Consider the following 23839-nt stretch of genomic DNA (forward strand, 5'->3'; position numbering starts at 1 on the left):
GCGCGAGGCGGGTGAAACGTCAGACCCTGTGTCCCCGCGCGGTGGACGAGGCGCCGCCGAAGAGGCGGGCCAGGGCCCGGAAGGGCAGCGTCACGACAGTGGCGATCGCGCCACCGATCTGGCGCAGCACATCTGCGATAGCACGGAACACGTGATTCCCCTTTCCTCTCCCGACCGGTGCGGCCGGGAGAGGCACGGGTACCTCGACAGCGCCCGGGCATGCTCGCGACACCCGGCCCGCTCCTCACCGCTTGCCGATCAGACCCACCGGAGAGCCACCGGGCCACGGCTCCCCTGCCGGCCGGGTCCGCCGGAGAGTCTCCCGGCCCTGCACCATTTGCCGGTCGGACCCGTCGGGGGAGTCGGCGCCTTTCAGTGGGTGCCGATCAGGCCCCCCGGGGAGCCGCCGGGTCACGGCTCGCCTGCCGGTCGGGTCCGCCGGAGAGTCGCCCGGCCAGGGACCACTTGCCGGTCGGGCCCGTCGGAGAGTCGCGCGCGGCGGGACGCTTGCCGGGCGGGTCCGTCGGAGGACCGGCGCCTTTCAGCGCTTGGCGATCAGGTCCGCCGGGAAGGCGCCCGCGCCGAGCACGGCGCGGGCGAACTCCGTGCCCAGCTCCGTCAGGCGTGCCACGCCCTCCGCGCCCAGATGCTCGTAGGGCGCCCGGTCCAGCCGGTCCGTCTCCCGTTCGATGCCCTCGCGCAGCGCGACCCCCTGCTCGGTCAGCTCGCCCGTGGCGTCGAGCAGCCCGCGCTCCCGCAGCCGGTCCACCGCCGCGTCCCACTCCTCCCGGCTCCAGCCCCGCGTGGAGAACACCCACTTCGGGGCGATGCCCTTTCCGGTCGCGGTGTGCGTCACCAGCGCCTCCAGACCGTCGAGGCCCGCGGCCATCAGCGCGGCGAGGTGCCCGTCGCCCCGGTGCTCACGCAGCAGCGTCGCGGCATGCCAGTACGCGAGGTGCGGCTCCTCGGGGACGGGAAGATCGGCGTGCGCGGAGTACAGCGGACGAGCGCTGCGCGAGCAGCCCTCGGCGGCCCGCAGCGCCAGCCGGGCGGCCTCCGCCATCTCCGCGGAGGCCACGGCCTCATCGCCCAGCAGGCGGCGCAGCGTCGCGTCGACGGCACGCGCGCGTGCCGCCAGGACCTGCTCGGGCGTGGCGGTCGCCCACACCGCGGGGACGTGCTCGGCCACGAGCTCGTACTTGTAGTTGTAGAACGTCGCCGCCACCGCGCCGGCCCCGACCGGCCCCAGGGCGGCCGCCCGGACCGCGAAGTTGACGGCCCGCGGGTGGGTGATCCCCAGATCGCCCAGTTCCTTGCCCAGCTCGGGCGCGAAGTAGTGCGTCGAGTGCAGCGAGTTCAGCACGTTGTGGCAGCGTCGTCCGGCGCGCGGATCGATGGCGGCAGTCGTCATGGCGGGCAGGTTACCAACCGCTTGGTACGTCCTCCAGGGTCGTGTACCGCATGGCAGAAAAGGTGGGGAAGGCGTCATTGCCGCCGTGATCCCGTCCGCCAAGAATCATCCGCATGGCGCAGCGAACCGTTCTCGTCGTCGTCTTCGACGAGGTCCAGAGCCTGGATGTCACCGGCCCCGTGGAGGTCTTCGCGGGCGCCGAGAAGCACACCCCGGGCACGTACCGCATCCGTACGGCCTCTCTCGACGGGGCCCCCGTGCGCACCTCCAGCGGCCTGACCCTCGTACCCGACCAGTCCCTCGCCGCGGCACCCGACGCGCACACCCTGCTCGTCCCCGGTGGGCAGGGCACCCGCCGCCCCGACCCGCGCCTGGTCGACTGGGTGCGCGAGCACGGTCCGCGCGCCGAACGCCTCGTCTCCGTCTGCACCGGCGCGGCCCTGCTCGCCGACGCCGGGCTGCTGGACGGACGCCGTGCGACGACCCACTGGGCGTACTGCGACAGGCTCGCCCGCGACCACCCCGCTATCGAGGTCGACCCCGACCCGATCTACGTACGCGACGGGAACGTCGCCACCTCCGCCGGCGTCACCGCGGGCATCGACCTCGCCCTCGCCCTGGTCGAGGAGGACCTGGGCCGGGACGTGGCCCTCACCATCGCCCGCCACCTGGTGGTCTTCCTGCGCCGGCCGGGCAACCAGGCCCAGTTCAGCGCCCAGCTCGCCGCCCAGACCGCGCAGCGCGAGCCACTGCGGGAGGTCCAGCTGTGGATCACCGAGCACCCCGGTGCCGACCTGACCGTCGAGTCCCTCGCCGCCCGCGCCAGCCTCTCGCCCCGCCACTTCGCCCGCGCCTTCCAGGCCGAGACCGGCATGACACCGGGCCGGTACGTCGACCGGGTCCGCCTCGAACACGCCCGCCGCCTCCTGGAGGACACCGGCGACGGCGTCGAGGAGATCTCCCGCGCCAGCGGCTACGGCACCCCCGAGGCCATGCGGCGCGCGTTCCTCAAGGCCCTCGGAACCTCACCGGCCGAATACCGCCGCCGGTTCCGCCCCGCACCCGCCCACTGAACCGAAAGTCAACCGATGCAGATCGCCATCGTCCTCTTCGACCGCTTCACCGCCCTCGACGCCGTGGGCCCGTACGAGACCCTCGGCCGCCTCCCGGACGCGCGGACCGTCTTCGTGGCCGAACGGACCGGCCCGGTCCGCACCGACACGGGGAACCTCGCCTTCACGGCCGACCGGTCCCTGGCCGAGGTTCCGAGTCCCGACATCGTCGTCGTGCCCGGCGGTCCCGGCCAGAGCGCACAGATGGAGAACGAGACGCTCCTCGACTGGCTGCGTACCGCCGACGCCACGAGTGCCTGGACGACCTCCGTGTGCACCGGCTCCCTGCTCCTGGGGGCCGCCGGGCTCCTGGCGGGTCGCCGCGCCACCTCCCACTGGCTGGCCCTGGACCAGCTGAAGCACTTCGGGGCCCGGCCCACGGGGGAGCGGGTGGTCTTCGACGGCAAGTACGTCACCGCGGCCGGCGTCTCCTCCGGCATCGACATGGGGCTCACCCTGGTGGGCAGGATCGCCGGCGACGAGCACGCCCAGACCGTCCAGCTGGCCGCGGAGTACGACCCGCAGCCGCCCTACGACGCGGGCAGCCCCGAGAAGGCGCCCGCGCACATCGTCGACCGGCTCCGGGCCCGCAGCCGGTTCATCCTGACGTAGGCGACGTAGGCGACGTAGGCGACGCAGGCGACGCAGGCGACGCAGGCGAGGGCGGCACGCTCCACGTGAACTCCGGCCGCCTGCGCTCCAGGAACGCGGCGACCCCCTCCGCGGTGTCGCCGCTCCCGCGCGCCTGCCCGGCCCAGTAGGCGTCCCGGTCGGTACGCCCGTTCGCGAACTCCTTCGCCGCGGCCTGCGTCAGCTGCGAGCGCGACACCAGGATCCGGGTGAACTCGGCGACGCGCTTGCCGAGTTCACCCTCGGGCAGCACCTCGTCGACCAGGCCGGTGCGTAGCGCCTGCTCGGCGTCGATCAACTCACCGGAGAAGAGCAGGTACTTGGTGGTGGCGGGTCCCACCAGCGACACGAGCCGCCGGGTCGCGGAGGCCGCGTAGACGACGCCGAGCTTGGCCGGGGTCACCCCGAACAGCGCCCCCTGCTCGGCGAACCGCAGATCGCAGGCCGCCGCCAGCTGCGCCCCACCGCCCACACAGTGGCCGCGGACCGCCGCCAGCGTCGGCTTCGGGAAGGCCGCAAGGGCCTCCTCGGCGTACTCGGCGAGCCGCTGCGCCTCCTCCGGAGAGCCCCGCAGCGTCGAGATGTCGGCCCCCGCGCAGAACGTCCCGCCCTCACCGGTGAGCACCAGCGCCCGCACCGCCGGATCGGCGGCGAGGCCGTCGAGCAGGGGCGGCAGCGCCCGCCACATCGCGGCCGTCATGGCGTTGCGCTTGGCCGGATGGCGGATGACGACGGTGGCGACCGAGTCGGTGACGCTGTGCTGCAGGTGCGGCTCCATGGGCCGGATGCTATCCGCCGGGGCCGAGCGCACGGCGAGGAGGCGCTGATGGCCGGAGTCTGGTGATCCGTGTCGTACCTGTATAACCCGAATAGTTCGCCGGGTCGGCACAACCGGGACAGGATCGGTCCCACAACTGACGCTGTCATACGCCAACGGTCAAATGCGCTCGATAATCGCTGACTTCTGTTCAGCTCTGGGGTGAGGAGCGGCGCGTTACCAACACTCAGGGTGTGGTGACAATCGAGTGCAAGGGTGGCGACCGGACGATGGACATGCACGGGCGCGGGCCCGGCCCACGCCCAGAGGGCGCAGACGCCCCCCTCGACCCGAGGCCCGCGGGTCCCCTGCCCTACGAAGGTGTCTGGCGGTTCACCGCTCCCGCCGTCGACGCCTCCGTCCCCCAGGCGCGGCACGCCGTACGGGACCTGCTGCTGCGCCAGGGCGTGCCGATCTCGGACGATCTGACGCAGGGCTTACTGCTGATCGTCTCGGAGCTGGTCACGAACGCGGTCCGGCACGCGGCGCTGCTGTCGCCGGTGCTCGGCCTGGAGGTCGCCGTCGGCGCCGAGTGGATCCGGGTGGCGGTGGAGGACAGCCACCCCTACCGCCCGACCGCCCTGGAGGCCGATCAGTGCCGGACGGGCGGTCGCGGACTGCTCCTGGTGCGCGAGATCGCCCGGGAGGCCGGCGGGGTGTGCGACGTCGAGCACACGGCGAGCGGCGGCAAGGTGATCTGGACCGCCCTGCCGCTCAAACCCACCGGCCTGCTGTAGGCGCCCTCACCAGCCGGCGGACGGGCCCGTCAGCTCCCTGATCGCCGGACGGGCCGCGTCCAGCACGGTCATGAACCACGACGAGAAGATGTCGTTCGCGTGCCGCTCCGCCAGCTCGGCGGGGGTCACGAAGGCCGTCGCCGCCACCTCCTCGGGGTTCGGCCGCAGCGGGGACTGCACCATGCCGACGAAGAGGTGGTTGTACTCCTGTTCGACCAGACCGGAGTCCGGGTCGGGGTGGTTGTAGCGGACCGTCCCCGCCTCGGCGAGCAGTGACGGCGAGACACCGAGCTCCTCGTGGGTGCGCCGGGCGGCCGCCGCGAAGGGCGCCTCACCGGGGTAGGGGTGACCGCAGCAGGTGTTGGACCACACGCCGGGGGAGTGGTACTTGCCCAGCGCCCGCTGCTGCAGCAGCAGCCGGCCGCGCTCGTCGAAGAGGAACACGGAGAAGGCGCGGTGCAGCTGCCCCGGCGGCTGGTGCGCGGCGAGCTTCTCCGCGGTGCCGATCGTCACACCGTTCTCGTCGACCAGTTCCAGCAAAATCGCGTCTGCGGCGCCGTTCGACGGACTGTGCGTCGCGGTGGCAGGTGTGATCGGCATACCCATCCTTCACATCGGTCTTCGCGCCCCAAGTCTGCCGTACCGGTCCGGCACTCCCGGCACTTCGCGGCGCACCGCATGTCCCGCGCGCGGCGGCGCGGGCGCGGCCGTCACCGCTCGGACGCCGGAAGCGGGGCCCGACTGGTGATCGTGCCCGGCGCCGGGCGCGGGGAACCGCCCGGAGCGGACCGGGGGTGCCTCAGTGGCACAACCGCGCCTCGTGCTCCGCGTGCCCGCTGGGCTCCAGCTGGAACGTGCAGTGCTCCACGTCGAAGTGGTCACCGAGGCAGCCCTGGAGCTCGTGGAGCATCTTCTCGTGGCCTATGGCGTTCAGGACGTCGGAGCGCACGACCACGTGCGCGGACAGCACCGGCATACCGGAGGTGATCGTCCAGGCGTGCAGATCGTGGACGTCCTCGACGCCGTCCAGGTCCAGTATGTGGGCCCGTACCTCTGCCATGTCCACGCCCTTGGGTGCCGCCTCCAGCAGGACGTCCAGGGTCTCGCGCAGCAGCTTCCACGTCCGCGGCACGATCATCAGACCGATCACGAGCGACGCGATCGGGTCGGCGGCCTGCCAGCCGGTGGCCAGGATGATCAGCGCCGAGACGATCACCGCGAGCGAGCCCAGCGCGTCCGCCGCCACCTCCAGGAACGCGCCGCGCACGTTCAGGCTCTCCCGCTGGCCGCGCACCAGCAGCGTCAGCGACACCATGTTGGCCACCAGGCCGATGGCACCGAACACGACCGTCAGCCCGCCCTCGGTGCCGGCGGGGGTGATGAACCGCTGGATCGCCTCGTACAGGACGTAACCGCCGACGCCGAGCAGCAGCAGGCAGTTGGCCAGTGCGGCGAGGATCTCGGCCCGGGCGTACCCGAAGGTGGCCCGATCGCTCGCCGGGCGGTTCGCGAAGTGGATCGCCAGCAGCGCCATCCCGAGGCCGAGCGCGTCCGTCGCCATGTGCGCGGCGTCGGCGACCAGCGCGAGGGAGTCGGCGAGCACGCCGCCGACGATCTCGACGACCATGACGGTGAGCGTGATCGCCAGCGCGACCCGCAGCCTGCCGCGGTACGCCGCGGTCGCCGTAGCGCCGGCAGGCGCGCCGTGCGCATGCCCGTGATCGTGCCCAGCCCCCATGAAAGGCCGCCCTCCTCGTGGTCGCCCGGATCGTCCGCCGAGCACAGTGAACTACGGGCGGGGGGTATGGGGCAACGCTGCACTGAACACCGTTGTCATGTGCCGTGACCTGCGGAAACGTTACGCAGGTCAGGGCGCCGGAGGGCTCAGCCGCCGTGGTGCAGCAGCCATCCCTGCCATGCCGACTCGATCATCTCGCGTACCCCGCGCCGGGCGGTCCACCCGAGCTCCTGGGCGGCCCGGGCGGCGGAGGCGACCGCGCGCGGCGCGTCCCCGGGGCGGCGCTCCTCGATGACGGGCGCCCGGCGATCGCCGGTGACCTCGCCGATGACCGAGATCATCTCCCGGACGGAGACCCCCTCGCCGCGGCCGATGTTGAGGGTCAGGTCGCCCGTAGAGCTCTCGTCGGCCAGCCGCCGGGCCGCCGCCAGGTGCGCCTGGGCCAGGTCGCAGACGTGGACGTAGTCGCGGATGCAGGTGCCGTCCGGCGTCGGATGGTCGTCACCGAAGATCCGGGGGGCCTCGTCGCGCCTGAGCCGGTCGAAGACCATCGGGACTATGTTGTAGACGCCCGTGTCGGCCAGCTCCGGCGAGGCCGCCCCGGCGACGTTGAAATAGCGCAGGCACACGGTCGCGATGCCGTGCGCCCGCCCCGCCGCCCGCACCAGCCACTCCCCGGCGAGCTTGGTCTCGCCGTACGGGTTCACCGGGGCGCACGGCGTGTCCTCGGTGATCAGGCCCACATCCGGGTTGCCGTACACGGCCGCGGACGAGGAGAACACCAAGCGCCTGATCCCGGCCTCGGCGACCGCCTCCAGAAGCGTCGCGAGACCGCCCACGTTCTCCGCGTAGTACCGGGCCGGCTGCGCGACCGACTCGGCGACCTGCTTGCGCGCTGCGAGATGCACCACGCCCGTCACCTCGTGCTCGGCGAAGATCCGCTTCAGCAGAGCGGCGTCGAGCGACGAGCCCGCGACCAGCGGGACACCGGCGGGCAGTCGTGCGGCGAGGCCGGCAGAGAGGTCGTCCAGGGCGAGGACACGCTCTCCGGCGTCGGCCATGGTCCGCGCCACATGGGCCCCGATGTATCCGGCACCGCCGGTGATCAGCCACGTCATGGTCGCCCACCCTATGCCGATGCGGCAGGCGAGGCGCTCATTGTCCTCAATGCCCGTTCTGGGAGCGCGGTTTGTGGGCCGGGCCCCGGATCCCCGATGATGATCGCGGCAGGAGCTTGCGCGAACCGTGTTGATCGGGCCGTGAAACGGGCGGTGAACACGGCCTTCCCGGCATCCGATAGCCTCTGCCGACATGCCGCCCGGGTGCCGCAGGCACGGGCGCCCCGCCATGTACACGGCCGGCGCGACACGTCGGCACCCAGGGAGTGAGTTCGGTTGTCGACCGCAATCCTCACCGGTCAGCCGGTCCCCGGTTCGTCGATCGAGGGCGATCTGCGGTCGCTCGGCTTCGACGTGCAGGTCGCCGCCGACGCCGCCGACGCCGAGACGCTGCTGGCCAGGGTGCCGGCCGGGGAACGGGTCGCCGTCGTCGACGCCCGGTTCGTGGGCCATCTGCACGCCCTGCGTCTCGGCCTCACCGACCCCCGCTTCCCGCTCGCCGCGATCCCGGGCGCCGTGACGGCCCAGCCCGCGGGACGCCAGGCCCTGACCCGTGCGATGGCCCGGGAGAACTCCCTGGGCGGCGGTGCCGCGGGTGGGGGCGCCCCCGCGCGGGCGAAGTCCGGCGTCAGCGCCGTCGACAGTCTCGCCGACCGCATCGTCACCGCCCTCGACGCCGACGGCACCGACGTGCACCGCCCCGAGCTGGGCAGTCTCGTCGCCGTCGTCCCCGCCGACCCGCAGGCCCGTAACGAGGCACGGCAGTCCGTCGCCTCCGTCGACGACGAGGCCGTACGCCTGAAGTCGGCGGTGAAGGCCCGCGACGGCTTCTTCACCACCTTCTTCATCAGCCCCTACTCCCGCTACGTCGCCCGCTGGTGCGCCCGCCGCGGCCTGACCCCCAACCAGGTCACCACCGCCTCCCTGCTCACCGCGCTCATAGCGGCCGGCTGCGCGGCCACCGGCACCCGCGGCGGCTTCGTCGCGGCCGGCGTGCTGCTCATCGCCTCCTTCGTGCTGGACTGCACCGACGGCCAGCTCGCCCGCTACTCCCTGCAGTACTCCACCCTCGGCGCCTGGCTGGACGCCACCTTCGACCGCGCCAAGGAGTACGCCTACTACGCGGGCCTCGCCCTGGGCGCCGCCCGCGGCGGCGACGACGTGTGGGCCCTCGCCCTCGGCGCGATGGTCCTGCAGACCTGCCGGCACGTCGTGGACTTCTCCTTCAACGAGGCCAACCACGACGCCACCGCCAACACCAGCCCCACCGCCGCCCTCTCCGGCAGGCTCGACAGCGTCGGCTGGACGGTGTGGGTACGCCGGATGATCGTCCTGCCGATCGGCGAGCGCTGGGCGCTGATCGCCGTGCTCACGGCGGCCACGACCCCGCGGATCACCTTCTACGCCCTGCTCGTCGGCTGCGCCTTCGCGGCCACGTACACCACGGCGGGGCGGGTGCTGCGGTCGCTGACGCGGAAAGCGCAGCGCACGGACCGGGCGGCGCGGGCACTGGCGGACCTCGCGGACTCGGGCCCGCTCGCACAGGGCTTCGCCCAGGCGTTCAGGAACCCCGCGCGCCGGCTGCCCGGTTTCACGGCCCCCGTCGTCGCCCTGCTCGGCGGCCTCGCGGTGACTGCCCTGGCCCTGACCGGTGACTTCGGCGCACCGTGGCCGGTCATCGGCGCCTTCGTGTACGCCGTCACGTCCGGCCTGGCCGTCACCCGCCCCCTCAAGGGCGCCCTCGACTGGCTCGTCCCCCCGTTCTTCCGCGCCGCCGAATACCTCACGGTCCTGATCCTGGCCGCCAGGGCGGACGTGAACGGCGCCCTTCCTGCGGCTTTCGGCCTGGTGGCGGCGGTCGCCTACCATCACTACGACACGGTGTACCGCATCCGCGGCAACGCCGGCGCGCCCCCGGCCTGGCTGGTGCGTGCCATCGGGGGGCACGAAGGGCGGACCCTGCTCGTCACCGTCCTCGCCGCGCTGCTCACCGCCTCGCAGTTCACGGTCGCGCTCACGGCCATCGCCGTGGCCGTGGCTCTGGTGGTGCTCGTCGAGAGCATCCGCTTCTGGGCGTCCGCAGGGGCGCCCGCCGTACACGATGAAGGAGAACCCGCATGATCGGCCTCGTGCTGGCGGCCGGCGCCGGACGGCGTCTTCGCCCCTACACCGACAGCCTTCCCAAGGCGCTGGTGCCGGTGGGGCCCGCGGGCATAGAGGGCGAACCGACGGTCCTGGACCTCACCCTCGGCAATTTCGCCGAGATCGGCCTGACCGAGGTCGCGATCATCGTGGGCTACCGCAAGGAGGCCGTGTACGAGCGCAAGGAGGCCCTGGAGCGGAAGTACGGCCTCAAGCTCACCCTCATCGACAACGACAAGGCCGAGGAGTGGAACAACGCCTACTCCCTGTGGTGCGGCCGTGACGCCCTCAAGGACGGTGTGATCCTCGCCAACGGCGACACCGTGCACCCGGTCTCCGTCGAGAAGACGCTGCTCGCCGCCCGCGGCGACGGCAAGAAGATCATCCTCGCCCTGGACACCGTGAAGCCGCTCGCCGACGAGGAGATGAAGGTCGTCGTCGATGCCGAGAAGGGCATGACGAGGATCACCAAGCTGATGGACCCCGCCGAGGCCACCGGCGAGTACATCGGGGTCACCCTGATCGAGGGCGACGCCGCCCCCGAACTGGCCGACGCCCTGAAGGCCGTGTGGGAGACCGACCCGCAGCAGTTCTACGAGCACGGCTACCAGGAGCTCGTCAACCGCGGCTTCCGTATCGACGTGGCGCCGATCGGCGACGTCAAGTGGGTGGAGATCGACAACCATGACGATCTCGCCCGCGGACGGGAGATCGCGTGCCAGTACTGACCCGGCTCATCCCCTCGCCGGTCGTCGTGGACATCCGCCCGGGTGCCCTCGAAGACCTGGCCTGTGTGCTCGCCGACGAGCGGATCTCGCACTCCGGCCGCCTCGCCGTCGCCGTCAGCGGCGGCTCGGGAGCCGCGCTGCGCGAGCGCATCGCCCCGTCCCTGCCCGGCGCCACCTGGTACGAGGTCGGCGGCGGCACCCTCGACGACGCGGTCCGGCTGGCGAGCGACATAAAGGCCGGCCACTACGACGCGGTCGTCGGGCTCGGCGGCGGCAAGATCATCGACTGCGCCAAGTTCGCCGCGGCGCGCGTCGGCCTCCCGCTGGTCGCCGTGCCCACGAACCTCGCGCACGACGGCCTGTGCTCGCCGGTCGCGACCCTCGACAACGACGCGGGCCGCGGCTCCTACGGCGTGCCGAACCCGATCGCGGTCGTCATCGACCTGGACGTCATCCGTGAGGCACCGGCCCGCTTCGTACGCGCCGGCATCGGCGACGCCGTCTCCAACATCTCGGCGATCGCCGACTGGGAGCTGGCGGGCCGCGTCAAGGGCGAGCGGATCGACGGTCTCGCCGCCGCCATGGCCCGCCAGGCCGGCGAGGCCGTGCTGCGGCACCCCGGCGGCATAGGGGACAACGACTTCCTCCAGGTGCTGGCCGAGGCGCTGGTGCTCAGCGGAATCGCCATGTCGGTGTCCGGCGACTCGCGGCCGTCCTCCGGGGCCTGCCATGAGATCAACCACGCCTTCGACCTGCTGTTCCCCAAGCGGGCGGCCGCCCACGGCGAGCAGTGCGGTCTGGGCGCGGCCTTCGCGATGTGGCTGCGCGGAGCCCACGAGGAGTCGGCGTACATGGCCGAGGTGCTGCGCCGGCACGGGCTGCCGGTGCTGCCGGACGACATCGGCTTCACGACGGACGAGTTCGTCAAGGTCGTCGAGTTCGCCCCGGAGACCCGGCCCGGCCGCTACACGATCCTCGAACACCTCGACCTGAACACCGAACAGATCAAGGACATCTACGCCGACTATGTCAAGGCCATCGGTAGCTGAACTCCGACCGGTCGTCCACCCCGCAGGGGTGAAGGACCGGCGCAGCGGTGAGCACTGGGCGGGACGCCTCTACATGCGCGAGGTGTCCCTGCGCGTCGACCGCTACCTGGTCAACACCAGGGTCACGCCCAACCAGCTCACGTACCTGATGACCGTCTGCGGCGTCCTCGCGGCCCCGGCACTGCTGGTGCCGGGGATCGCGGGGGCCGTCCTCGGCGTGGTCATGGTCCAGCTGTACCTGCTGCTGGACTGCGTCGACGGCGAGATAGCGCGCTGGAAGAAGCAGTACTCGCTCGGCGGTGTCTACCTGGACCGGGTCGGCGCCTACCTCACCGACGCCGCCGTCCTGGTCGGACTCGGCCTGCGCGCCGCCGACCTGTGGGGTCCCGGGCGGATCGACTGGCTCTGGGCCTTCCTCGGCACCCTGGCGGCGCTCGGCGCGATCCTGATCAAGGCCGAGACCGACCTCGTCGGGGTCGCCCGCCACCAGGGTGGGCTGCCCCCGGTCAAGGAGGCCGCGTCCGAGCCGCGCTCCTCCGGCATGGCGCTGGCCCGCCGGGCCGCCGCCGCGCTCAAGTTCCACCGGCTCATCCTCGGTATCGAGGCGTCCCTGCTGATCCTGGTCCTCGCGATCGTGGACGCGAGCCGGGGCGACCTGTTCTTCACCCGGCTCGGCACCGCCGTACTCGCCGGTATCGCGCTGCTGCAGACCCTGCTGCACCTGGTGTCGATCCTCGTCTCCAGCAGGCTCAGGTGAGCGGCATGAAGGTCGGTGCCGTCATCATCACCATGGGTAACCGTCCCGACGAGCTGCGCGCGCTGCTCGAATCGGTCGCCAAGCAGGACGGCGACCCGGTCGAGGTCGTCGTGGTCGGCAACGGCTCGCCCGTCCCGGACGTCCCCGAGGGCGTCCGCACGATCGAGCTGCCCGAGAACCTCGGCATCGCCGGCGGCCGCAACGTCGGTATCGAGGCCTTCGGCCCCGGCGGCCGCGACGTCGACATCCTGCTGTTCCTGGACGACGACGGACTCCTGGCGAACCACGACACCGCCGAGCTGTGCCGCAAGGCCTTCGAGGCCGACCCGAAGCTCGGCATCATCAGCTTCCGCATCGCCGACCCGGACACCGGCGTCACCCAGCGCCGCCACGTGCCCCGGCTGCGGGCCTCCGACCCGATGCGCTCCTCGCGGGTGACCACCTTCCTCGGCGGCGCCAACGCCGTACGGACCCGGGTCTTCGCGGAAGCCGGCACCCTGCCGGACGCATTCTTCTACGCCCACGAGGAGACCGACCTGGCCTGGCGGGCCCTCGACGCCGGCTGGATGATCGACTACCGGTCGGACATGGTGCTGTACCACCCGACGACCGCGCCCTCGCGGCACGCGGTCTACCACCGCATGGTGGCCCGCAACCGGGTCTGGCTGGCCCGCCGCAACCTCCCCGCGCTCCTCGTCCCGGTCTACCTCGGCGTCTGGCTGCTGCTCACCCTGCTGCGCCGCCCCTCGCGCCCGGCGCTGAAGGCATGGTTCGGCGGATTCCGGGAAGGCTGGACCACTCCGTGCGGGCCACGCAGGCCCATGAAGTGGCGTACGGTGTGGCGGCTGACCCGACTGGGCCGACCCCCGGTGATCTGACAAGCTCGTTCCTGACGAGCGTCCGGGCCGCCGAAGGCCCTCAAGGCTCATGCCATGCCCGCACAGGCTGCGCATCCTGAAGACGAAAGTTTCCACTAGTGAGTGAGACAACGCACGACGGCTCGGTGGCGGTGACCACGCCTCCGTCGCCCGACGAGGGCCTCACGGCGGCAGAACTGGCCGCCAAGTACGGGCTGACCGTGAGCGGCGCCCGGCCCTCCCTTGTCGAGTACGTCCGTCAGCTCTGGGACCGGCGGCACTTCATCCTCGCCTTCTCCCGGGCGAAGCTGACCGCCCAGTACAGCCAGGCCAAGCTCGGCCAGCTGTGGCAGGTGGCCACTCCGCTGCTGAACGCGGCCGTGTACTTCTTCATCTTCGGCCTGCTCCTGGAGGCCGACCGGGGCATGACACGTGAGGTGTACATCCCGTTCCTGGTCACGGGCGTGTTCGTGTTCACCTTCACGCAGAGCTCGGTGATGGCGGGCGTGCGCGCGATCTCCGGCAACCTGGGACTGGTCCGCGCGCTGCACTTCCCGCGCGCCTCGCTGCCCGTCTCCTTCGCGCTGCAGCAGCTCCAGCAGCTGCTGTTCTCGATGATCGTGCTGTTCGCCATCGCGATCGGCTTCGGCAGTTACCCGGACCTGTCCTGGACGCTGATCGTGCCGGTGCTCGCCCTGCAGTTCTGCTTCAACACCGGCCTGGCGCTGATCATGGCCCGGGCGGGCGCCAAGACCCCGGACCTCGCGCAGCTGATGCCGTTCGTGATGCGTACGTGGATGTACGCGTCCGGTGTGATGTTCTCCATCCCGATCTTCCTGAAGGACAAGCCGGACTGGATCGCGAACATCCTGCAGTGGAACCCGGCCGCGATCTACATGGACCTGATGCGCTTCGCCCTCATCGACGGCTACGGCTCCGAGAACCTCCCCGACCACGTGTGGGCGGTCGCGGGCGGCTGGGCCGTGCTGTTCGCCCTCGGCGGCTTCGTGTACTTCTGGAAGGCGGAGGAGAGGTACGGCCGTGGCTGAGCAGAAGCAGGACGAGCGGGTGCCGACCGTCATCGCGGACGACCTGCACATCGTCTACCGCGTCAACGGCGCCAAGACCGGCAAGGGCAGCGCCACCGCCGCCCTCAGCCGGATACTCAGGCGAGGCTCCGACGACGCGGCACGGGGCGTGCGCAAGGTGCACGCCGTGCGCGGGGTCTCCTTCGTCGCCTACCGGGGCGAGGCCATCGGCCTGATCGGCTCCAACGGCTCGGGCAAGTCGACCCTGCTGCGGGCCATCGCCGGCCTGCTGCCCGCCGAGAAGGGCAAGGTCTACACCGACGGCCAGCCCTCCCTGCTCGGCGTCAACGCGGCCCTGATGAACGACCTGACCGGAGAGCGCAACGTCATACTGGGCGGCCTGGCCATGGGCATGTCCCGCGAGGAGATCAAGGAGCGCTACCAGGAGATCGTCGACTTCTCCGGCATCAACGAGAAGGGCGACTTCATCACCCTGCCGATGCGCACCTACTCCTCCGGCATGGCGGCCCGTCTGCGCTTCTCCATCGCCGCCGCCAAGGACCATGACGTCCTGATGATCGACGAGGCGCTGGCCACCGGTGACCGCAAGTTCCAGAAGCGGTCCGAGGAGCGCATCCGGGAGCTGCGCAAGGAGGCCGGCACGGTGTTTCTGGTCAGTCACAACAACAAGTCGATCCGTGACACCTGCAACCGCGTCCTGTGGCTGGAACGCGGCGAGCTGCGCATGGACGGACCGACCGACGAGGTGCTCAAGGAGTACGAGAAGTTCACGGGCAAGTAACCCGTTCTGCCCCGGGCCTCGCCGGAACTGTTCCGGCGAGGCCCCGCGTCTGCAAAGGAAACGTCAACTCCGGGGCGTCTCAGGAAGCTTGGGGGCAATCGGTGTGTTGTTGTGATGCGCAGGACACCCTGGCGAACACCGGTGAGTTGTACAACGTAAGCTGTACCGGTCCCGAAACGCGGCAAGTAGGGCGATAATGCCCCACACCCTCCGTCAGGGCTGCTGCGCGGACGGCCGGGCGGCGTGTCCGAAATAGTGCGTATTGGGTCGGCAGTGTAGAACGGGAGATGTGACGGCAATGGCTACGGAAACTCCCCAGCTCCGCGCAGCACGTGCCGTCCCCGCCCCGGGCAGTAAGCGGTGACGGGAACCGGCACGGCGCGCACCGTCGATCCGGAGCGCGGAACGCTGGACAAGGCTGCGGGCGAGAACTTCCCCGTGGCCCCTTTCTTCCTGCCCCGGACCTGGCGCGACGACCTCATGGCCGTCTACGGCTTCGCCCGTCTCGTCGACGACATCGGTGACGGCGACCTGGCCCCCGGCGGGGCCGACGCCCGCCTCCTCGGCGCGTCCCCCGAGGAGGCCGAGGACCGGCTGTTCCTGCTGGACGCCTTCGAGGCCGACCTGCGCAGGGTCTTCGACGCCACCCCGCGCCACCCGCTGCTGCACAGACTCCAGCGCACCGTCCGCCGCCGCCGTCTGACCCCCGAGCCCTTCCTCGGGCTGATCGCCGCCAACCGCCAGGACCAGCTCGTCAAGCGGTACGAGACCTATGACGACCTGCTCGCCTACTGCGAGCTGTCCGCCAACCCGGTCGGCCGTCTCGTCCTGGCCGTCACCGGCGCCTCGACACCCGAGCGGATCCGCCGCTCGGACGCGATCTGCACGGCCCTGCAGATCATCGAGCACCTCCAGGACGTCACCGAGGACCTCGGCCGCGACCGTATCTATCTGCCCGCCGAGGACATGAAGCGTTTTCACGTCCAGGAGGCGGACCTCGCCACGAAATCCGCCGGTTCCTCGGTCCGTGCGTTGATTGCGTACGAAGCGCGAAGGGCCCGCGATCTCCTGAATGAAGGCGCCCCTTTGGTGGGTAGCGTCCACGGCAGGTTGAAGCTGCTGCTCGCAGGGTTCGTGGCGGGGGGAAGGGCGGCGATCCGGGCGATCGCCGCCGCCGACTACGACGTACTTCCCGGCCCGCCCAAGCCCGGCAATATCCAGTTGCTGCGTGAGGTGGGCGTGACCCTGCGAGGAGAGGGGTGATCCGGACCGTGGAGTCTCCCTGGCACGTGTCCGCACCGGTACTCGCCGCCTACAGCTACTGCGAGGCCGTCACCGGACAGCAGGCCCGTAACTTCGCCTACGGCATCCGGCTGCTGCCGGCGCCCAAGCGCCGTGCCATGTCGGCGCTGTACGCGTTCTCCCGCCGCGTCGACGACATCGGCGACGGCGCCCTCACCGACGACGTCAAGGTCGCCAGGCTGGAGGACACCCGGGCGCTGCTCACCCGGATCCGTGCGAGGGAGGTCCCCGAGGACGACACCGACCCCGTCGCGGTCGCCCTCGCCCACGCCGCCGAACACTTCCCGGTCCCGCTCGGCGGCCTGGACGAGCTGATCGACGGTGTCCTGATGGACGTCCGCGGCGAGACCTACGAAACCTGGGACGATCTGAAGGTCTACTGCCGCTGCGTGGCGGGCGCCATCGGGCGGCTCTCGCTCGGCGTGTTCGGCACGGAACCGGGGGCACGGGGCGCCGAACGCGCGCCGGAGTACGCCGACACGCTCGGGCTGGCGCTGCAGCTCACCAACATCCTGAGGGACGTACGCGAGGACGCCGAGGACGGGCGCAGCTATCTGCCCGTCGACGACCTCGCCAAGTTCGGCTGCTCGGCCGGGTTCAGCGGGCCGACACCACCGGAGGGCTCCGACTTCGCGGGCCTCGTGCACTTCGAAGTGCGTCGGGCCCGCGCTCTTTTCGCCGAGGGCTACCGGCTGCTTCCCATGCTCGACCGGCGCAGCGGCGCCTGTGTCGCCGCCATGGCCGGCATCTACCGCCGCCTCCTCGACCGCATCGAGCGCGACCCGGAGGCCGTGCTGCGCGGCCGGGTCTCGCTGCCCGGCCCGGAGAAGGCGTACGTCGCCGTGCGCGGCCTGTCCGGCCTCGACGCCCGGCATGTGACCCGACGGTCCGTCAGGAGGCTGGTCTGATGGGCGAAATGGTCCAGGGAGATGTCACCGGCGGCAAGCGGCGGGCAACCCGCCCGTGGCGGGCGGCGTCCCTGAGGGAGACGGTCGGCCGTGCACCGTCCCACCAGCACGGTGGCCGCGCAGGGGAGGGAGCACGATGACCTCGGGCGCCCTGGGCGCGAACCGGGCCGCGCCGTCCGGCGGGCACGCCGTCGTGGTCGGCGGAGGGCTCGCCGGTATCACCGCCGCGCTCGCGCTCGCCGACGCCGGAGTGCGCGTCACCCTGTTCGAGGGCCGGCCGCGGCTGGGCGGGCTCGCCTTCTCCTTCCGCCGCGGCCAGTTGACCGTGGACAACGGCCAGCATGTGTACCTGCGCTGCTGCGGCGCCTACCGCTGGTTCCTCGACCGCATCGGGGCGGCGGCGCTCGCCCCGCTGCAGGACCGTCTCGACGTTCCCGTGGTGGACGTGACCAGGCCCGAGGGGCGGCGGCTCGGCAGGCTGCGGCGCGACGCGCTGCCCGTACCCCTGCACCTGGGGCGCAGCCTCGCCACGTATCCGCACCTCTCGCTCGCCGACCGGGCCAAGGTGGGCCGTGCCGCGCTCGCGCTCAAGGGGCTCGACCTCGCCGATCCGGCGCTGGACACGCAGGACTTCGGCAGCTGGCTGACCGCGCACGGCCAGTCGGCGCGTGCCGTCGAGGCCCTGTGGGACCTGGTCGGGGTGGCCACCCTCAACGCGGTCGCCTCCGACGCCTCCCTGGGGCTCGCCGCGATGGTGTTCAAGACCGGTCTGCTGTCCGACCCGGGCGCGGCCGACATCGGCTGGGCCCGCGTCCCGCTGGGCGAGCTGCACGACCGGCTGGCCCGCAGGGCGCTCGACTCCGCGGGCGTCCGTACCGAGGTCCGTACCCGCGTCACCTCCGTCTCCGCGGACGACGGCGGCGGCTGGAACGTGCGGGTCCCCGGCGAGACGCTCCAGACGGACGCCGTCGTCCTCGCCGTACCGCAGCGCGAGACGTACCAGCTGCTGCCCGACGGAGCGCTCGACGCGCCCGGACGGCTGCTGGAGATCGGCACCGCGCCGATCCTCAACGTGCATGTGGTGTACGACCGGAAGGTGCTCGGCCGGCCGTTCCTCGCGGCGCTCGGCACCCCGGTGCAGTGGGTGTTCGACCGTACCGAGGCGTCCGGGCTGACGGACGGTCAGTACCTCGCCCTGTCCCAGTCCGCCGCACAGGACGAGATCGACGAGCCCGTGGCCGTGCTGCGCGAGCGGTACCTGCCCGAGCTGGAGCGGCTGCTGCCCCGTACGCGGGGCGCCGTCGTGCAGGACTTCTTCGTGACCAGGGAGCGCACCGCGACCTTCGCTCCCACCCCTGGCGTCGGACGGCTCAGGCCCGGCGCCCGCACCAAGGCACCCGGCCTCTACCTGGCCGGTGCGTGGACCGCCACAGGGTGGCCCGCGACCATGGAGAGTGCGGTCCGCAGCGGTGTCGGTGCGGCGGGAGCCGCGCTCGGCGCCCTGGGCCGGTCCCGCGGTCTCCTCCCCGACTTCTTCGAGGAGGCGGCATGACGACGGATCCGCGTGGGGCCGGCCCCCGCACCCTCGGTACCGCGAATAGAGGAGAGACTGTGCCCACTGTGCCCCCGGCCTCGACGGCCGCTCGAGAGACCGCGGTGGACGTGACCGCGCTCCTGGAGCGCGGCCGGACCCTGGCCACACCGGTACTGCGGGCGGCGATCGACCGCCTGGCCCCTCCCATGGACACCGTTGCCGCCTACCACTTCGGCTGGATCGACGCCGAGGGCAACCCCGCGGTGGGCGACGGCGGCAAAGCCGTCCGTCCCGCCCTCGCTGTGCTCTCCGCCGAGGTCACCGGCGCCGCGCCCGAGGTGGGCATCCCCGGCGCCGTCGCCGTCGAGCTGGTCCACAACTTCTCGCTGCTGCACGACGACCTGATGGACGGCGACGAACAGCGCCGGCACCGCGACACCGTCTGGAAGGTGCACGGCCCCGCCCAGGCCATCCTCGTCGGCGACGCCCTGTTCGCCCTGGCCAACGAGGTGCTGCTGGAGCTCGGCACCGTCGAGGCCGGCCGTGCCACCCGCCGCCTGACCACCGCCACCCGCGCCCTCATCGACGGCCAGGCGCAGGACATCTCCTACGAGCACCGCGACCGCGTCAGCGTCGAGGAGTGCCTGGAGATGGAGGGCAACAAGACCGGCGCCCTGCTCGCCTGCGCCAGCTCCATCGGCGCGGTGCTCGGCGGTGCGGACGACCGGGCCGCCGACACCCTGGAGAAGTACGGCTACCACCTGGGCCTGGCCTTCCAGGCCGTCGACGACCTCCTCGGCATCTGGGGCGACCCGGAGGCCACCGGCAAGCAGACCTGGAGCGACCTGCGCCAGCGCAAGAAGTCCCTGCCGGTCGTGGCCGCGCTCGCGGCCGGCGGCACCGCCTCCGAGCGGCTCGGCGAGATGCTCGCCGCCGACGCCAAGAGCAGCGACTTCGAGAACTTCTCCGAGGAGGAGTTCGCGGCCCGCGCCGCCCTCATCGAGGAGGCGGGCGGCCGTGAGTGGACGGCGGAGGAGGCACGCCGGCAGCACACCATCGCCGTCGAAGCCCTCGACGCCGTCGACATGCCCGACCGGGTGCGGGCGCGGTTCACGGCGCTCGCCGACTTCGTGGTCGTACGGAAGAGATGATCACTATCGGTCGAATAGCCCTCGCGTAGTCGCCGGCCGGTGCCGCGGGTACACGCGCACCGGCCGACGGCGGACCCACAGCAGACGCACGCCTTGCAGGACTGCACGAAGGGGAAGCCATGACAGCGACGACCGACGGAAGCACCGGGGCCACCCAGCCGCCCCGCGCTGCCGCGGCCAGCGAAACCGACACCGAGACCCCCCGGGCGGCCGGGGTGCACGACACCGCCGCACGCGCCGTCCAGCGCGCCACCCACTTCCTGCTGTCCCGGCAGGACGCCCAGGGCTGGTGGAAGGGCGACCTCGAGACCAACGTCACGATGGACGCCGAGGACCTGCTGCTGCGTCAGTTCCTCGGCATCCGCGACGAGCAGACCACACAGGCCGCGGCCCTCTTCATCCGCGGCGAGCAGCGGGAGGACGGCACCTGGGCCACCTTCTACGGCGGTCCCGGCGAACTCTCCACCACCATCGAGGCGTACGTGGCCCTGCGTCTGGCCGGTGACGCCCCCGACGCCCCGCACATGGCGAAGGCCTCCGCCTGGATCCGCGAGCAGGGCGGCATCGCCGCCTCCCGTGTCTTCACCCGCATCTGGCTCGCCCTGTTCGGCTGGTGGAAGTGGGAGGACCTGCCCGAGCTCCCGCCCGAGCTCATCTACCTGCCCAGCTGGTTCCCGCTCAACATCTACGACTTCGGCTGCTGGGCCCGGCAGACCATCGTGCCGCTGACGATCGTCTCGGCGAAGCGTCCGGTGCGGCCCGCGCCCTTCCCGCTCGACGAACTGCACACCGACCCCGGCAACCCCAACCCGACCGAACCCTTTGCCCCGGCCGCCAGTTGGGACGGCGCCTTTCAGCGCCTCGACAGGGCGCTGCACGCCCTGCGCAGGGTCGCGCCGCGCCGGCTGCGCAGAGCCGCGATGTACAGCGCGGCCCGCTGGATCATCGAGCGGCAGGAGAACGACGGCTGCTGGGGCGGCATCCAGCCGCCGGCCGTGTACTCCCTCATCGCACTGCACCTGCTCGGTTACGACCTCCAGCACCCCGTGATGCGCGAGGGGCTCGCCTCCCTGGACCGGTTCGCGGTCCGGCGGGAGGACGGGGCCCGGATGGTCGAGGCCTGCCAGTCGCCCGTGTGGGACACCTGCCTCGCCACCATCGCCCTCGTCGACGCGGGGCTGCCCGCCGATCATCCGCAGCTCGTCAAGGCGGCGGACTGGATGCTCGGCGAGGAGATCGTCCGCCCCGGCGACTGGGCCGTACGGCGGCCTGGGCTGCCGCCCGGTGGCTGGGCGTTCGAGTTCCACAACGACAACTACCCCGACATCGACGACACCGCCGAGGTGATCCTCGCGCTGCGCCGCGTCAAGCACCCCGACCCGGAGCGGGTGGAGCGGGCGATCGGGCGCGGGGTGCGCTGGAGCCTCGGCATGCAGTCGAAGAACGGCGCCTGGGGCGCGTTCGACGTCGACAACACCAGCCCGTTCCCCAACCGGCTGCCGTTCTGCGACTTCGGCGAGGTCATCGACCCGCCGTCCGCCGACGTCACCGCCCACGTCGTCGAGATGCTGGCGGTCGAGGGACTCGCCCACGATCCGCGCGCCCGGCGCGGCATCGAGTGGCTGCTCGCCGAACAGGAACCGGACGGCTCGTGGTTCGGGCGCTGGGGCGTCAACTACGTCTACGGCACCGGCTCGGTCGTCCCCGCACTCGTCGCGGCCGGAATCCCCGCCTCGCACCCGGCGGTCCGCCGCGCGGTGGCCTGGCTGGAGTCCGTCCAGAACGACGACGGCGGCTGGGGCGAGGATCTGCGGTCCTACAAGTACGTCAAGGAGTGGAGCGGCCGGGGCGCCTCGACCGCCTCGCAGACGGCGTGGGCGCTGATGGCCCTGCTGGCGGCGGGGGAGCGGGAGTCCAAGGCCGTGGAGCGCGGCATCGAGTGGCTCGCCGCGACACAGCGGGAGGACGGCTCCTGGGACGAGCCGTATTTCACCGGCACGGGTTTCCCCTGGGACTTCTCCATCAACTACCACCTCTACCGGCAGGTCTTCCCGCTCACCGCACTCGGCCGGTACGTGCACGGAGAACCCTTCTCCAGGGCCCAGGGAAGCTGATGAGCGCCCAGCCGGCCCCGGCCCCGCTGCTGATCGCCTGCGCGCTCGGCATCGAGCAGCTCGCCCTGCGCACGAGCGACCACGGCGGTGCCGGGGGGCCGGTCACCGTACTCCGTACGGGGATGGGTCCCAAGGCGGCCGAGCGCTCCCTGACCCGGGTCCTGGCCGACCCGGCCCTGCGTGACGCCGCCGTGCTGGCGACGGGCTTCTGCGCGGGGCTCGCCCCCGGCATGCACCCGGGGGACCTCGTCGTCGCCGAGGAGACCCGGGACCCGAACGGCACCGTCCCGTGCGTGGGAACCGAGCTGCTCGTCAAGGAGCTCGTGCGGGCCGTGCCCGGGCGTACCGTGCACACCGGGCCGCTCATCGGCTCCGACCACGTCGTCCGTGGTCACGAACGGTCCGACCTGCTCGCGACCGGCGTCATCGCGGTCGACATGGAGTCGGCGGCCACGCTGCTGAGCGCCGTACGCGCGGGCGAGCGCCCGGTTGCGGCCGTCCGGGTGGTCGTGGACGCTCCAGAACATGAACTCGTCCGGATCGGCACGGTGCGCGGTGGAATATCGGCTTTCCGTGTCCTTCGTTCCGTTCTGCCCGCTTTTTACGAATGGCACCGTTCCTTGCTGCTTCCCAGGAGGTGAACCAGATGGCCATGCCGCTCCGACAGTCCATCAAGGTCGCTACGTACTTGGCTGAACAGAAGCTGCGCCGGCGGGACAAGTTTCCGCTCATCGTGGAGCTGGAACCGCTTTTCGCCTGCAACCTGAAGTGCGAGGGATGCGGCAAGATCCAGCACCCGGCCGGAGTGCTCAAGCAGCGCATGCCGGTCGCGCAGGCCGTGGGCGCGGTGCTGGAGTCCGGTGCCCCGATGGTGTCCATCGCCGGCGGCGAGCCTTTGATGCACCCGCAGATCGACGAGATCGTCCGTCAGTTGGTCGCCCGACGGAAATACGTCTTCCTGTGCACCAACGCCATGCTGCTGCGCAAGAAGATGGACCAGTTCACCCCCTCGCCCTACTTCGCCTTCGCCGTGCACATCGACGGGCTGCGCGAACGGCACGACGAGTCCGTCGCGAAAGAGGGGGTGTTCGACGAGGCGGTGGAGGCCATCAAGGAGGCCAAGAGGCGGGGCTTCCGCGTCACCACCAACTCCACCTTCTTCAACACCGACACCCCGCAGACCGTCATCGAGGTGCTGAACTACCTCAACGACGACCTCCAGGTCGACGAGATGATGATCTCGCCCGCGTACGCCTACGAGAAGGCGCCCGACCAGGAGCACTTCCTGGGTGTGGAGCAGACCCGCGAGCTGTTCAGGAAGGCCTTCGCGGGCGGCAACCGCCGCCGCTGGCGGCTCAACCACTCCCCGCTCTTCCTGGACTTCCTGGAGGGCAGGGTCGACTTCCCGTGCACCGCGTGGGCGATCCCCAACTACTCGCTCTTCGGCTGGCAGCGCCCCTGCTACCTGATGAGCGACGGGTACGTCCCGACGTACCGGGAGCTGATCGAGGAGACCGACTGGGACAAGTACGGACGCGGCAAGGACCCGCGCTGCGCCAACTGCATGGCGCACTGCGGCTACGAGCCCACCGCCGTGCTGGCCACCATGGGGTCCCTGAAGGAGTCTCTGCGCGCGATGCGCGAGACGGTCTCCCAGAACAAGGGGTGACCTCATGACGGCCGTCTCCCTGGGCGTCCCCGAGGTGCCGGCCCGGCCGATCGCCGAGCGACGTGTGTCGCGGCGGATCGAGGTCGGGCCGGTGGCGGTCGGGGGCGGGGCCCCGGTGTCGGTGCAGTCGATGACGACGACCCGTACGTCGGACATCGGCGCCACTTTGCAGCAGATCGCGGAGCTCACCGCGTCCGGCTGCCAGATCGTGCGCGTGGCGTGTCCCACGCAGGAC

25 protein-coding genes are annotated in these 23839 nt (G+C 71.6%); 19 read left to right on the forward strand and 6 right to left on the reverse strand.

Annotation, left to right across the window (positions count from 1 at the left end; translation table 11 throughout):
* Positions 1 to 19: 19 nt before the first annotated feature.
* Complete coding sequence (locus tag NW895_RS27010; RefSeq protein WP_289938703.1) at positions 20 to 151, reverse strand: LPFR motif small protein; 132 nt, start codon at positions 149 to 151, stop codon at positions 20 to 22.
* A gap of 390 nt (positions 152 to 541) precedes the next feature.
* Positions 542 to 1411 (reverse strand): hypothetical protein, encoded by an 870-nt coding sequence (locus NW895_RS27015; RefSeq protein WP_289938704.1) that lies wholly within the window; start codon positions 1409 to 1411, stop codon positions 542 to 544.
* A 113-nt stretch (positions 1412 to 1524) separates the two neighbouring features.
* Between NW895_RS27015 and NW895_RS27020 the strand changes: the two genes are divergently transcribed.
* Together NW895_RS27020 and NW895_RS27025 are read left to right on the forward strand one after the other, a co-directional pair.
* Complete coding sequence (locus tag NW895_RS27020; RefSeq protein WP_289938705.1) at positions 1525 to 2484, forward strand: GlxA family transcriptional regulator; 960 nt, start codon at positions 1525 to 1527, stop codon at positions 2482 to 2484.
* A 15-nt stretch (positions 2485 to 2499) separates the two neighbouring features.
* Complete coding sequence (locus tag NW895_RS27025) at positions 2500 to 3135, forward strand: DJ-1/PfpI family protein (RefSeq protein WP_289938706.1); 636 nt, start codon at positions 2500 to 2502, stop codon at positions 3133 to 3135.
* Here the strand turns inward: NW895_RS27025 and NW895_RS27030 are convergent.
* Positions 3122 to 3931 carry an enoyl-CoA hydratase/isomerase family protein gene (locus NW895_RS27030; protein WP_289938707.1) on the reverse strand — a complete coding sequence of 270 codons (810 nt, stop codon included), beginning with the start codon at positions 3929 to 3931 and terminating at the stop codon, positions 3122 to 3124. The genes NW895_RS27025 and NW895_RS27030 overlap by 14 nt on opposite strands.
* A 269-nt stretch (positions 3932 to 4200) precedes the next feature.
* Here NW895_RS27030 and NW895_RS27035 point away from each other — a divergent pair, with 269 nt between their 5' ends.
* Positions 4201 to 4707 (forward strand): ATP-binding protein, encoded by a 507-nt coding sequence (locus NW895_RS27035; RefSeq protein WP_289938748.1) that lies wholly within the window; start codon positions 4201 to 4203, stop codon positions 4705 to 4707.
* A 6-nt stretch (positions 4708 to 4713) separates the two neighbouring features.
* Here the strand turns inward: NW895_RS27035 and idi are convergent, their stop codons facing one another.
* From idi to galE, 3 genes are all read right to left on the reverse strand, one after another.
* A complete protein-coding gene (gene idi, locus NW895_RS27040) occupies positions 4714 to 5307 on the reverse strand; it encodes an isopentenyl-diphosphate Delta-isomerase (RefSeq protein ID WP_289938709.1) in 594 nt (197 codons plus the stop codon).
* A gap of 199 nt (positions 5308 to 5506) precedes the next feature.
* Positions 5507 to 6445, reverse strand: a complete 939-nt coding sequence (locus NW895_RS27045) for a cation diffusion facilitator family transporter (protein ID WP_289938710.1) — start codon at positions 6443 to 6445, stop codon at positions 5507 to 5509.
* 146 nt (positions 6446 to 6591) lie between these two features.
* Positions 6592 to 7563 (reverse strand): UDP-glucose 4-epimerase GalE, encoded by a 972-nt coding sequence (gene galE / locus NW895_RS27050; protein ID WP_289938712.1) that lies wholly within the window; start codon positions 7561 to 7563, stop codon positions 6592 to 6594.
* 276 nt (positions 7564 to 7839) lie between these two features.
* Between galE and NW895_RS27055 the strand changes: the two genes are divergently transcribed.
* The 16 genes from NW895_RS27055 to NW895_RS27130 form a co-directional block, all read left to right on the forward strand.
* Complete coding sequence (locus NW895_RS27055; protein ID WP_289938713.1) at positions 7840 to 9684, forward strand: DUF5941 domain-containing protein; 1845 nt, start codon at positions 7840 to 7842, stop codon at positions 9682 to 9684.
* Positions 9681 to 10433, forward strand: coding sequence for a phosphocholine cytidylyltransferase family protein (locus NW895_RS27060; protein ID WP_289938714.1), 753 nt, complete (start codon positions 9681 to 9683; stop codon positions 10431 to 10433). The genes NW895_RS27055 and NW895_RS27060 overlap by 4 nt, the downstream gene beginning before the upstream one ends.
* The gene (locus tag NW895_RS27065) at positions 10421 to 11482 is read left to right on the forward strand and encodes an iron-containing alcohol dehydrogenase family protein (protein WP_289938715.1); all 1062 of its coding nucleotides are present in this window, start codon (positions 10421 to 10423) and stop codon (positions 11480 to 11482) included. Before NW895_RS27060 ends, NW895_RS27065 begins: the two co-directional genes overlap by 13 nt.
* Positions 11460 to 12239: a CDP-alcohol phosphatidyltransferase family protein gene (locus NW895_RS27070; protein ID WP_289938716.1), complete on the forward strand. Its 780-nt coding sequence runs from the start codon at positions 11460 to 11462 to the stop codon at positions 12237 to 12239. Before NW895_RS27065 ends, NW895_RS27070 begins: the two co-directional genes overlap by 23 nt.
* Positions 12240 to 12244: 5 nt before the next feature.
* On the forward strand, positions 12245 to 13117 hold the full coding sequence (locus tag NW895_RS27075) for a glycosyltransferase (protein ID WP_289938717.1): 873 nt from the start codon (positions 12245 to 12247) through the stop codon (positions 13115 to 13117).
* Positions 13118 to 13215: 98 nt separating this feature from the next.
* Complete coding sequence (locus NW895_RS27080; RefSeq protein ID WP_289938718.1) at positions 13216 to 14145, forward strand: ABC transporter permease; 930 nt, start codon at positions 13216 to 13218, stop codon at positions 14143 to 14145.
* Positions 14138 to 14926 (forward strand): ABC transporter ATP-binding protein, encoded by a 789-nt coding sequence (locus NW895_RS27085; RefSeq protein ID WP_289938719.1) that lies wholly within the window; start codon positions 14138 to 14140, stop codon positions 14924 to 14926. Before NW895_RS27080 ends, NW895_RS27085 begins: the two co-directional genes overlap by 8 nt.
* 360 nt (positions 14927 to 15286) lie before the next feature.
* Positions 15287 to 16189, forward strand: a complete 903-nt coding sequence (gene hpnC, locus NW895_RS27090) for a squalene synthase HpnC (RefSeq protein WP_289938720.1) — start codon at positions 15287 to 15289, stop codon at positions 16187 to 16189.
* Positions 16186 to 17136, forward strand: coding sequence for a presqualene diphosphate synthase HpnD (gene hpnD, locus NW895_RS27095; RefSeq protein WP_289938722.1), 951 nt, complete (start codon positions 16186 to 16188; stop codon positions 17134 to 17136). Before hpnC ends, hpnD begins: the two co-directional genes overlap by 4 nt.
* Positions 17137 to 17144: 8 nt before the next feature.
* Positions 17145 to 17276, forward strand: a complete 132-nt coding sequence (locus NW895_RS27100) for a DUF6380 family protein (RefSeq protein WP_289938749.1) — start codon at positions 17145 to 17147, stop codon at positions 17274 to 17276.
* Positions 17273 to 18688 carry a hydroxysqualene dehydroxylase HpnE gene (hpnE, locus tag NW895_RS27105; protein ID WP_289938724.1) on the forward strand — a complete coding sequence of 472 codons (1416 nt, stop codon included), beginning with the start codon at positions 17273 to 17275 and terminating at the stop codon, positions 18686 to 18688. The genes NW895_RS27100 and hpnE overlap by 4 nt, the downstream gene beginning before the upstream one ends.
* Positions 18689 to 18756: 68 nt before the next feature.
* Positions 18757 to 19821: a polyprenyl synthetase family protein gene (locus tag NW895_RS27110; protein ID WP_289938750.1), complete on the forward strand. Its 1065-nt coding sequence runs from the start codon at positions 18757 to 18759 to the stop codon at positions 19819 to 19821.
* A gap of 119 nt (positions 19822 to 19940) precedes the next feature.
* A complete protein-coding gene (gene shc / locus NW895_RS27115) occupies positions 19941 to 21935 on the forward strand; it encodes a squalene--hopene cyclase (protein ID WP_289938725.1) in 1995 nt (664 codons plus the stop codon).
* On the forward strand, positions 21935 to 22576 hold the full coding sequence (locus NW895_RS27120; protein ID WP_289938726.1) for a 1-hydroxy-2-methyl-2-butenyl 4-diphosphate reductase: 642 nt from the start codon (positions 21935 to 21937) through the stop codon (positions 22574 to 22576). The genes shc and NW895_RS27120 overlap by 1 nt, the downstream gene beginning before the upstream one ends.
* A gap of 5 nt (positions 22577 to 22581) precedes the next feature.
* Positions 22582 to 23604: an adenosyl-hopene transferase HpnH gene (gene hpnH / locus NW895_RS27125; protein WP_289938727.1), complete on the forward strand. Its 1023-nt coding sequence runs from the start codon at positions 22582 to 22584 to the stop codon at positions 23602 to 23604.
* 4 nt (positions 23605 to 23608) lie between these two features.
* A partial coding sequence (locus NW895_RS27130; RefSeq protein ID WP_289938728.1) for a flavodoxin-dependent (E)-4-hydroxy-3-methylbut-2-enyl-diphosphate synthase occupies positions 23609 to 23839 on the forward strand: 231 nt, incomplete at its 3' end.

The organism is Streptomyces sp. S.PNR 29 (assembly GCF_030386795.1).
Lineage (GTDB): Bacteria > Actinomycetota > Actinomycetes > Streptomycetales > Streptomycetaceae > Streptomyces.

Bases quoted from the DNA above. Each gene is read 5' to 3' on its own strand.
- NW895_RS27120 (WP_289938726.1), top strand. From the start codon at position 21,935: ATGAGCGCCCAGCCGGCCCCGGCCCCGCTGCTGATCGCCTGCGCGCTC.
- NW895_RS27025 (WP_289938706.1), top strand. From the start codon at position 2,500: ATGCAGATCGCCATCGTCCTCTTCGACCGCTTCACCGCCCTCGACGCC.
- NW895_RS27035 (WP_289938748.1), top strand. From the start codon at position 4,201: ATGGACATGCACGGGCGCGGGCCCGGCCCACGCCCAGAGGGCGCAGAC.
- NW895_RS27060 (WP_289938714.1), top strand. From the start codon at position 9,681: ATGATCGGCCTCGTGCTGGCGGCCGGCGCCGGACGGCGTCTTCGCCCC.
- galE (WP_289938712.1), bottom strand. From the start codon at position 7,563: ATGACGTGGCTGATCACCGGCGGTGCCGGATACATCGGGGCCCATGTG.
- NW895_RS27020 (WP_289938705.1), top strand. From the start codon at position 1,525: ATGGCGCAGCGAACCGTTCTCGTCGTCGTCTTCGACGAGGTCCAGAGC.
- NW895_RS27075 (WP_289938717.1), top strand. From the start codon at position 12,245: ATGAAGGTCGGTGCCGTCATCATCACCATGGGTAACCGTCCCGACGAG.
- NW895_RS27045 (WP_289938710.1), bottom strand. From the start codon at position 6,445: ATGGGGGCTGGGCACGATCACGGGCATGCGCACGGCGCGCCTGCCGGC.
- hpnH (WP_289938727.1), top strand. From the start codon at position 22,582: ATGGCCATGCCGCTCCGACAGTCCATCAAGGTCGCTACGTACTTGGCT.
- NW895_RS27015 (WP_289938704.1), bottom strand. From the start codon at position 1,411: ATGACGACTGCCGCCATCGATCCGCGCGCCGGACGACGCTGCCACAAC.
- NW895_RS27100 (WP_289938749.1), top strand. From the start codon at position 17,145: ATGGTCCAGGGAGATGTCACCGGCGGCAAGCGGCGGGCAACCCGCCCG.
- shc (WP_289938725.1), top strand. From the start codon at position 19,941: ATGACAGCGACGACCGACGGAAGCACCGGGGCCACCCAGCCGCCCCGC.
- idi (WP_289938709.1), bottom strand. From the start codon at position 5,307: ATGCCGATCACACCTGCCACCGCGACGCACAGTCCGTCGAACGGCGCC.
- hpnE (WP_289938724.1), top strand. From the start codon at position 17,273: ATGACCTCGGGCGCCCTGGGCGCGAACCGGGCCGCGCCGTCCGGCGGG.
- NW895_RS27070 (WP_289938716.1), top strand. From the start codon at position 11,460: ATGTCAAGGCCATCGGTAGCTGAACTCCGACCGGTCGTCCACCCCGCA.
- NW895_RS27030 (WP_289938707.1), bottom strand. From the start codon at position 3,931: ATGGAGCCGCACCTGCAGCACAGCGTCACCGACTCGGTCGCCACCGTC.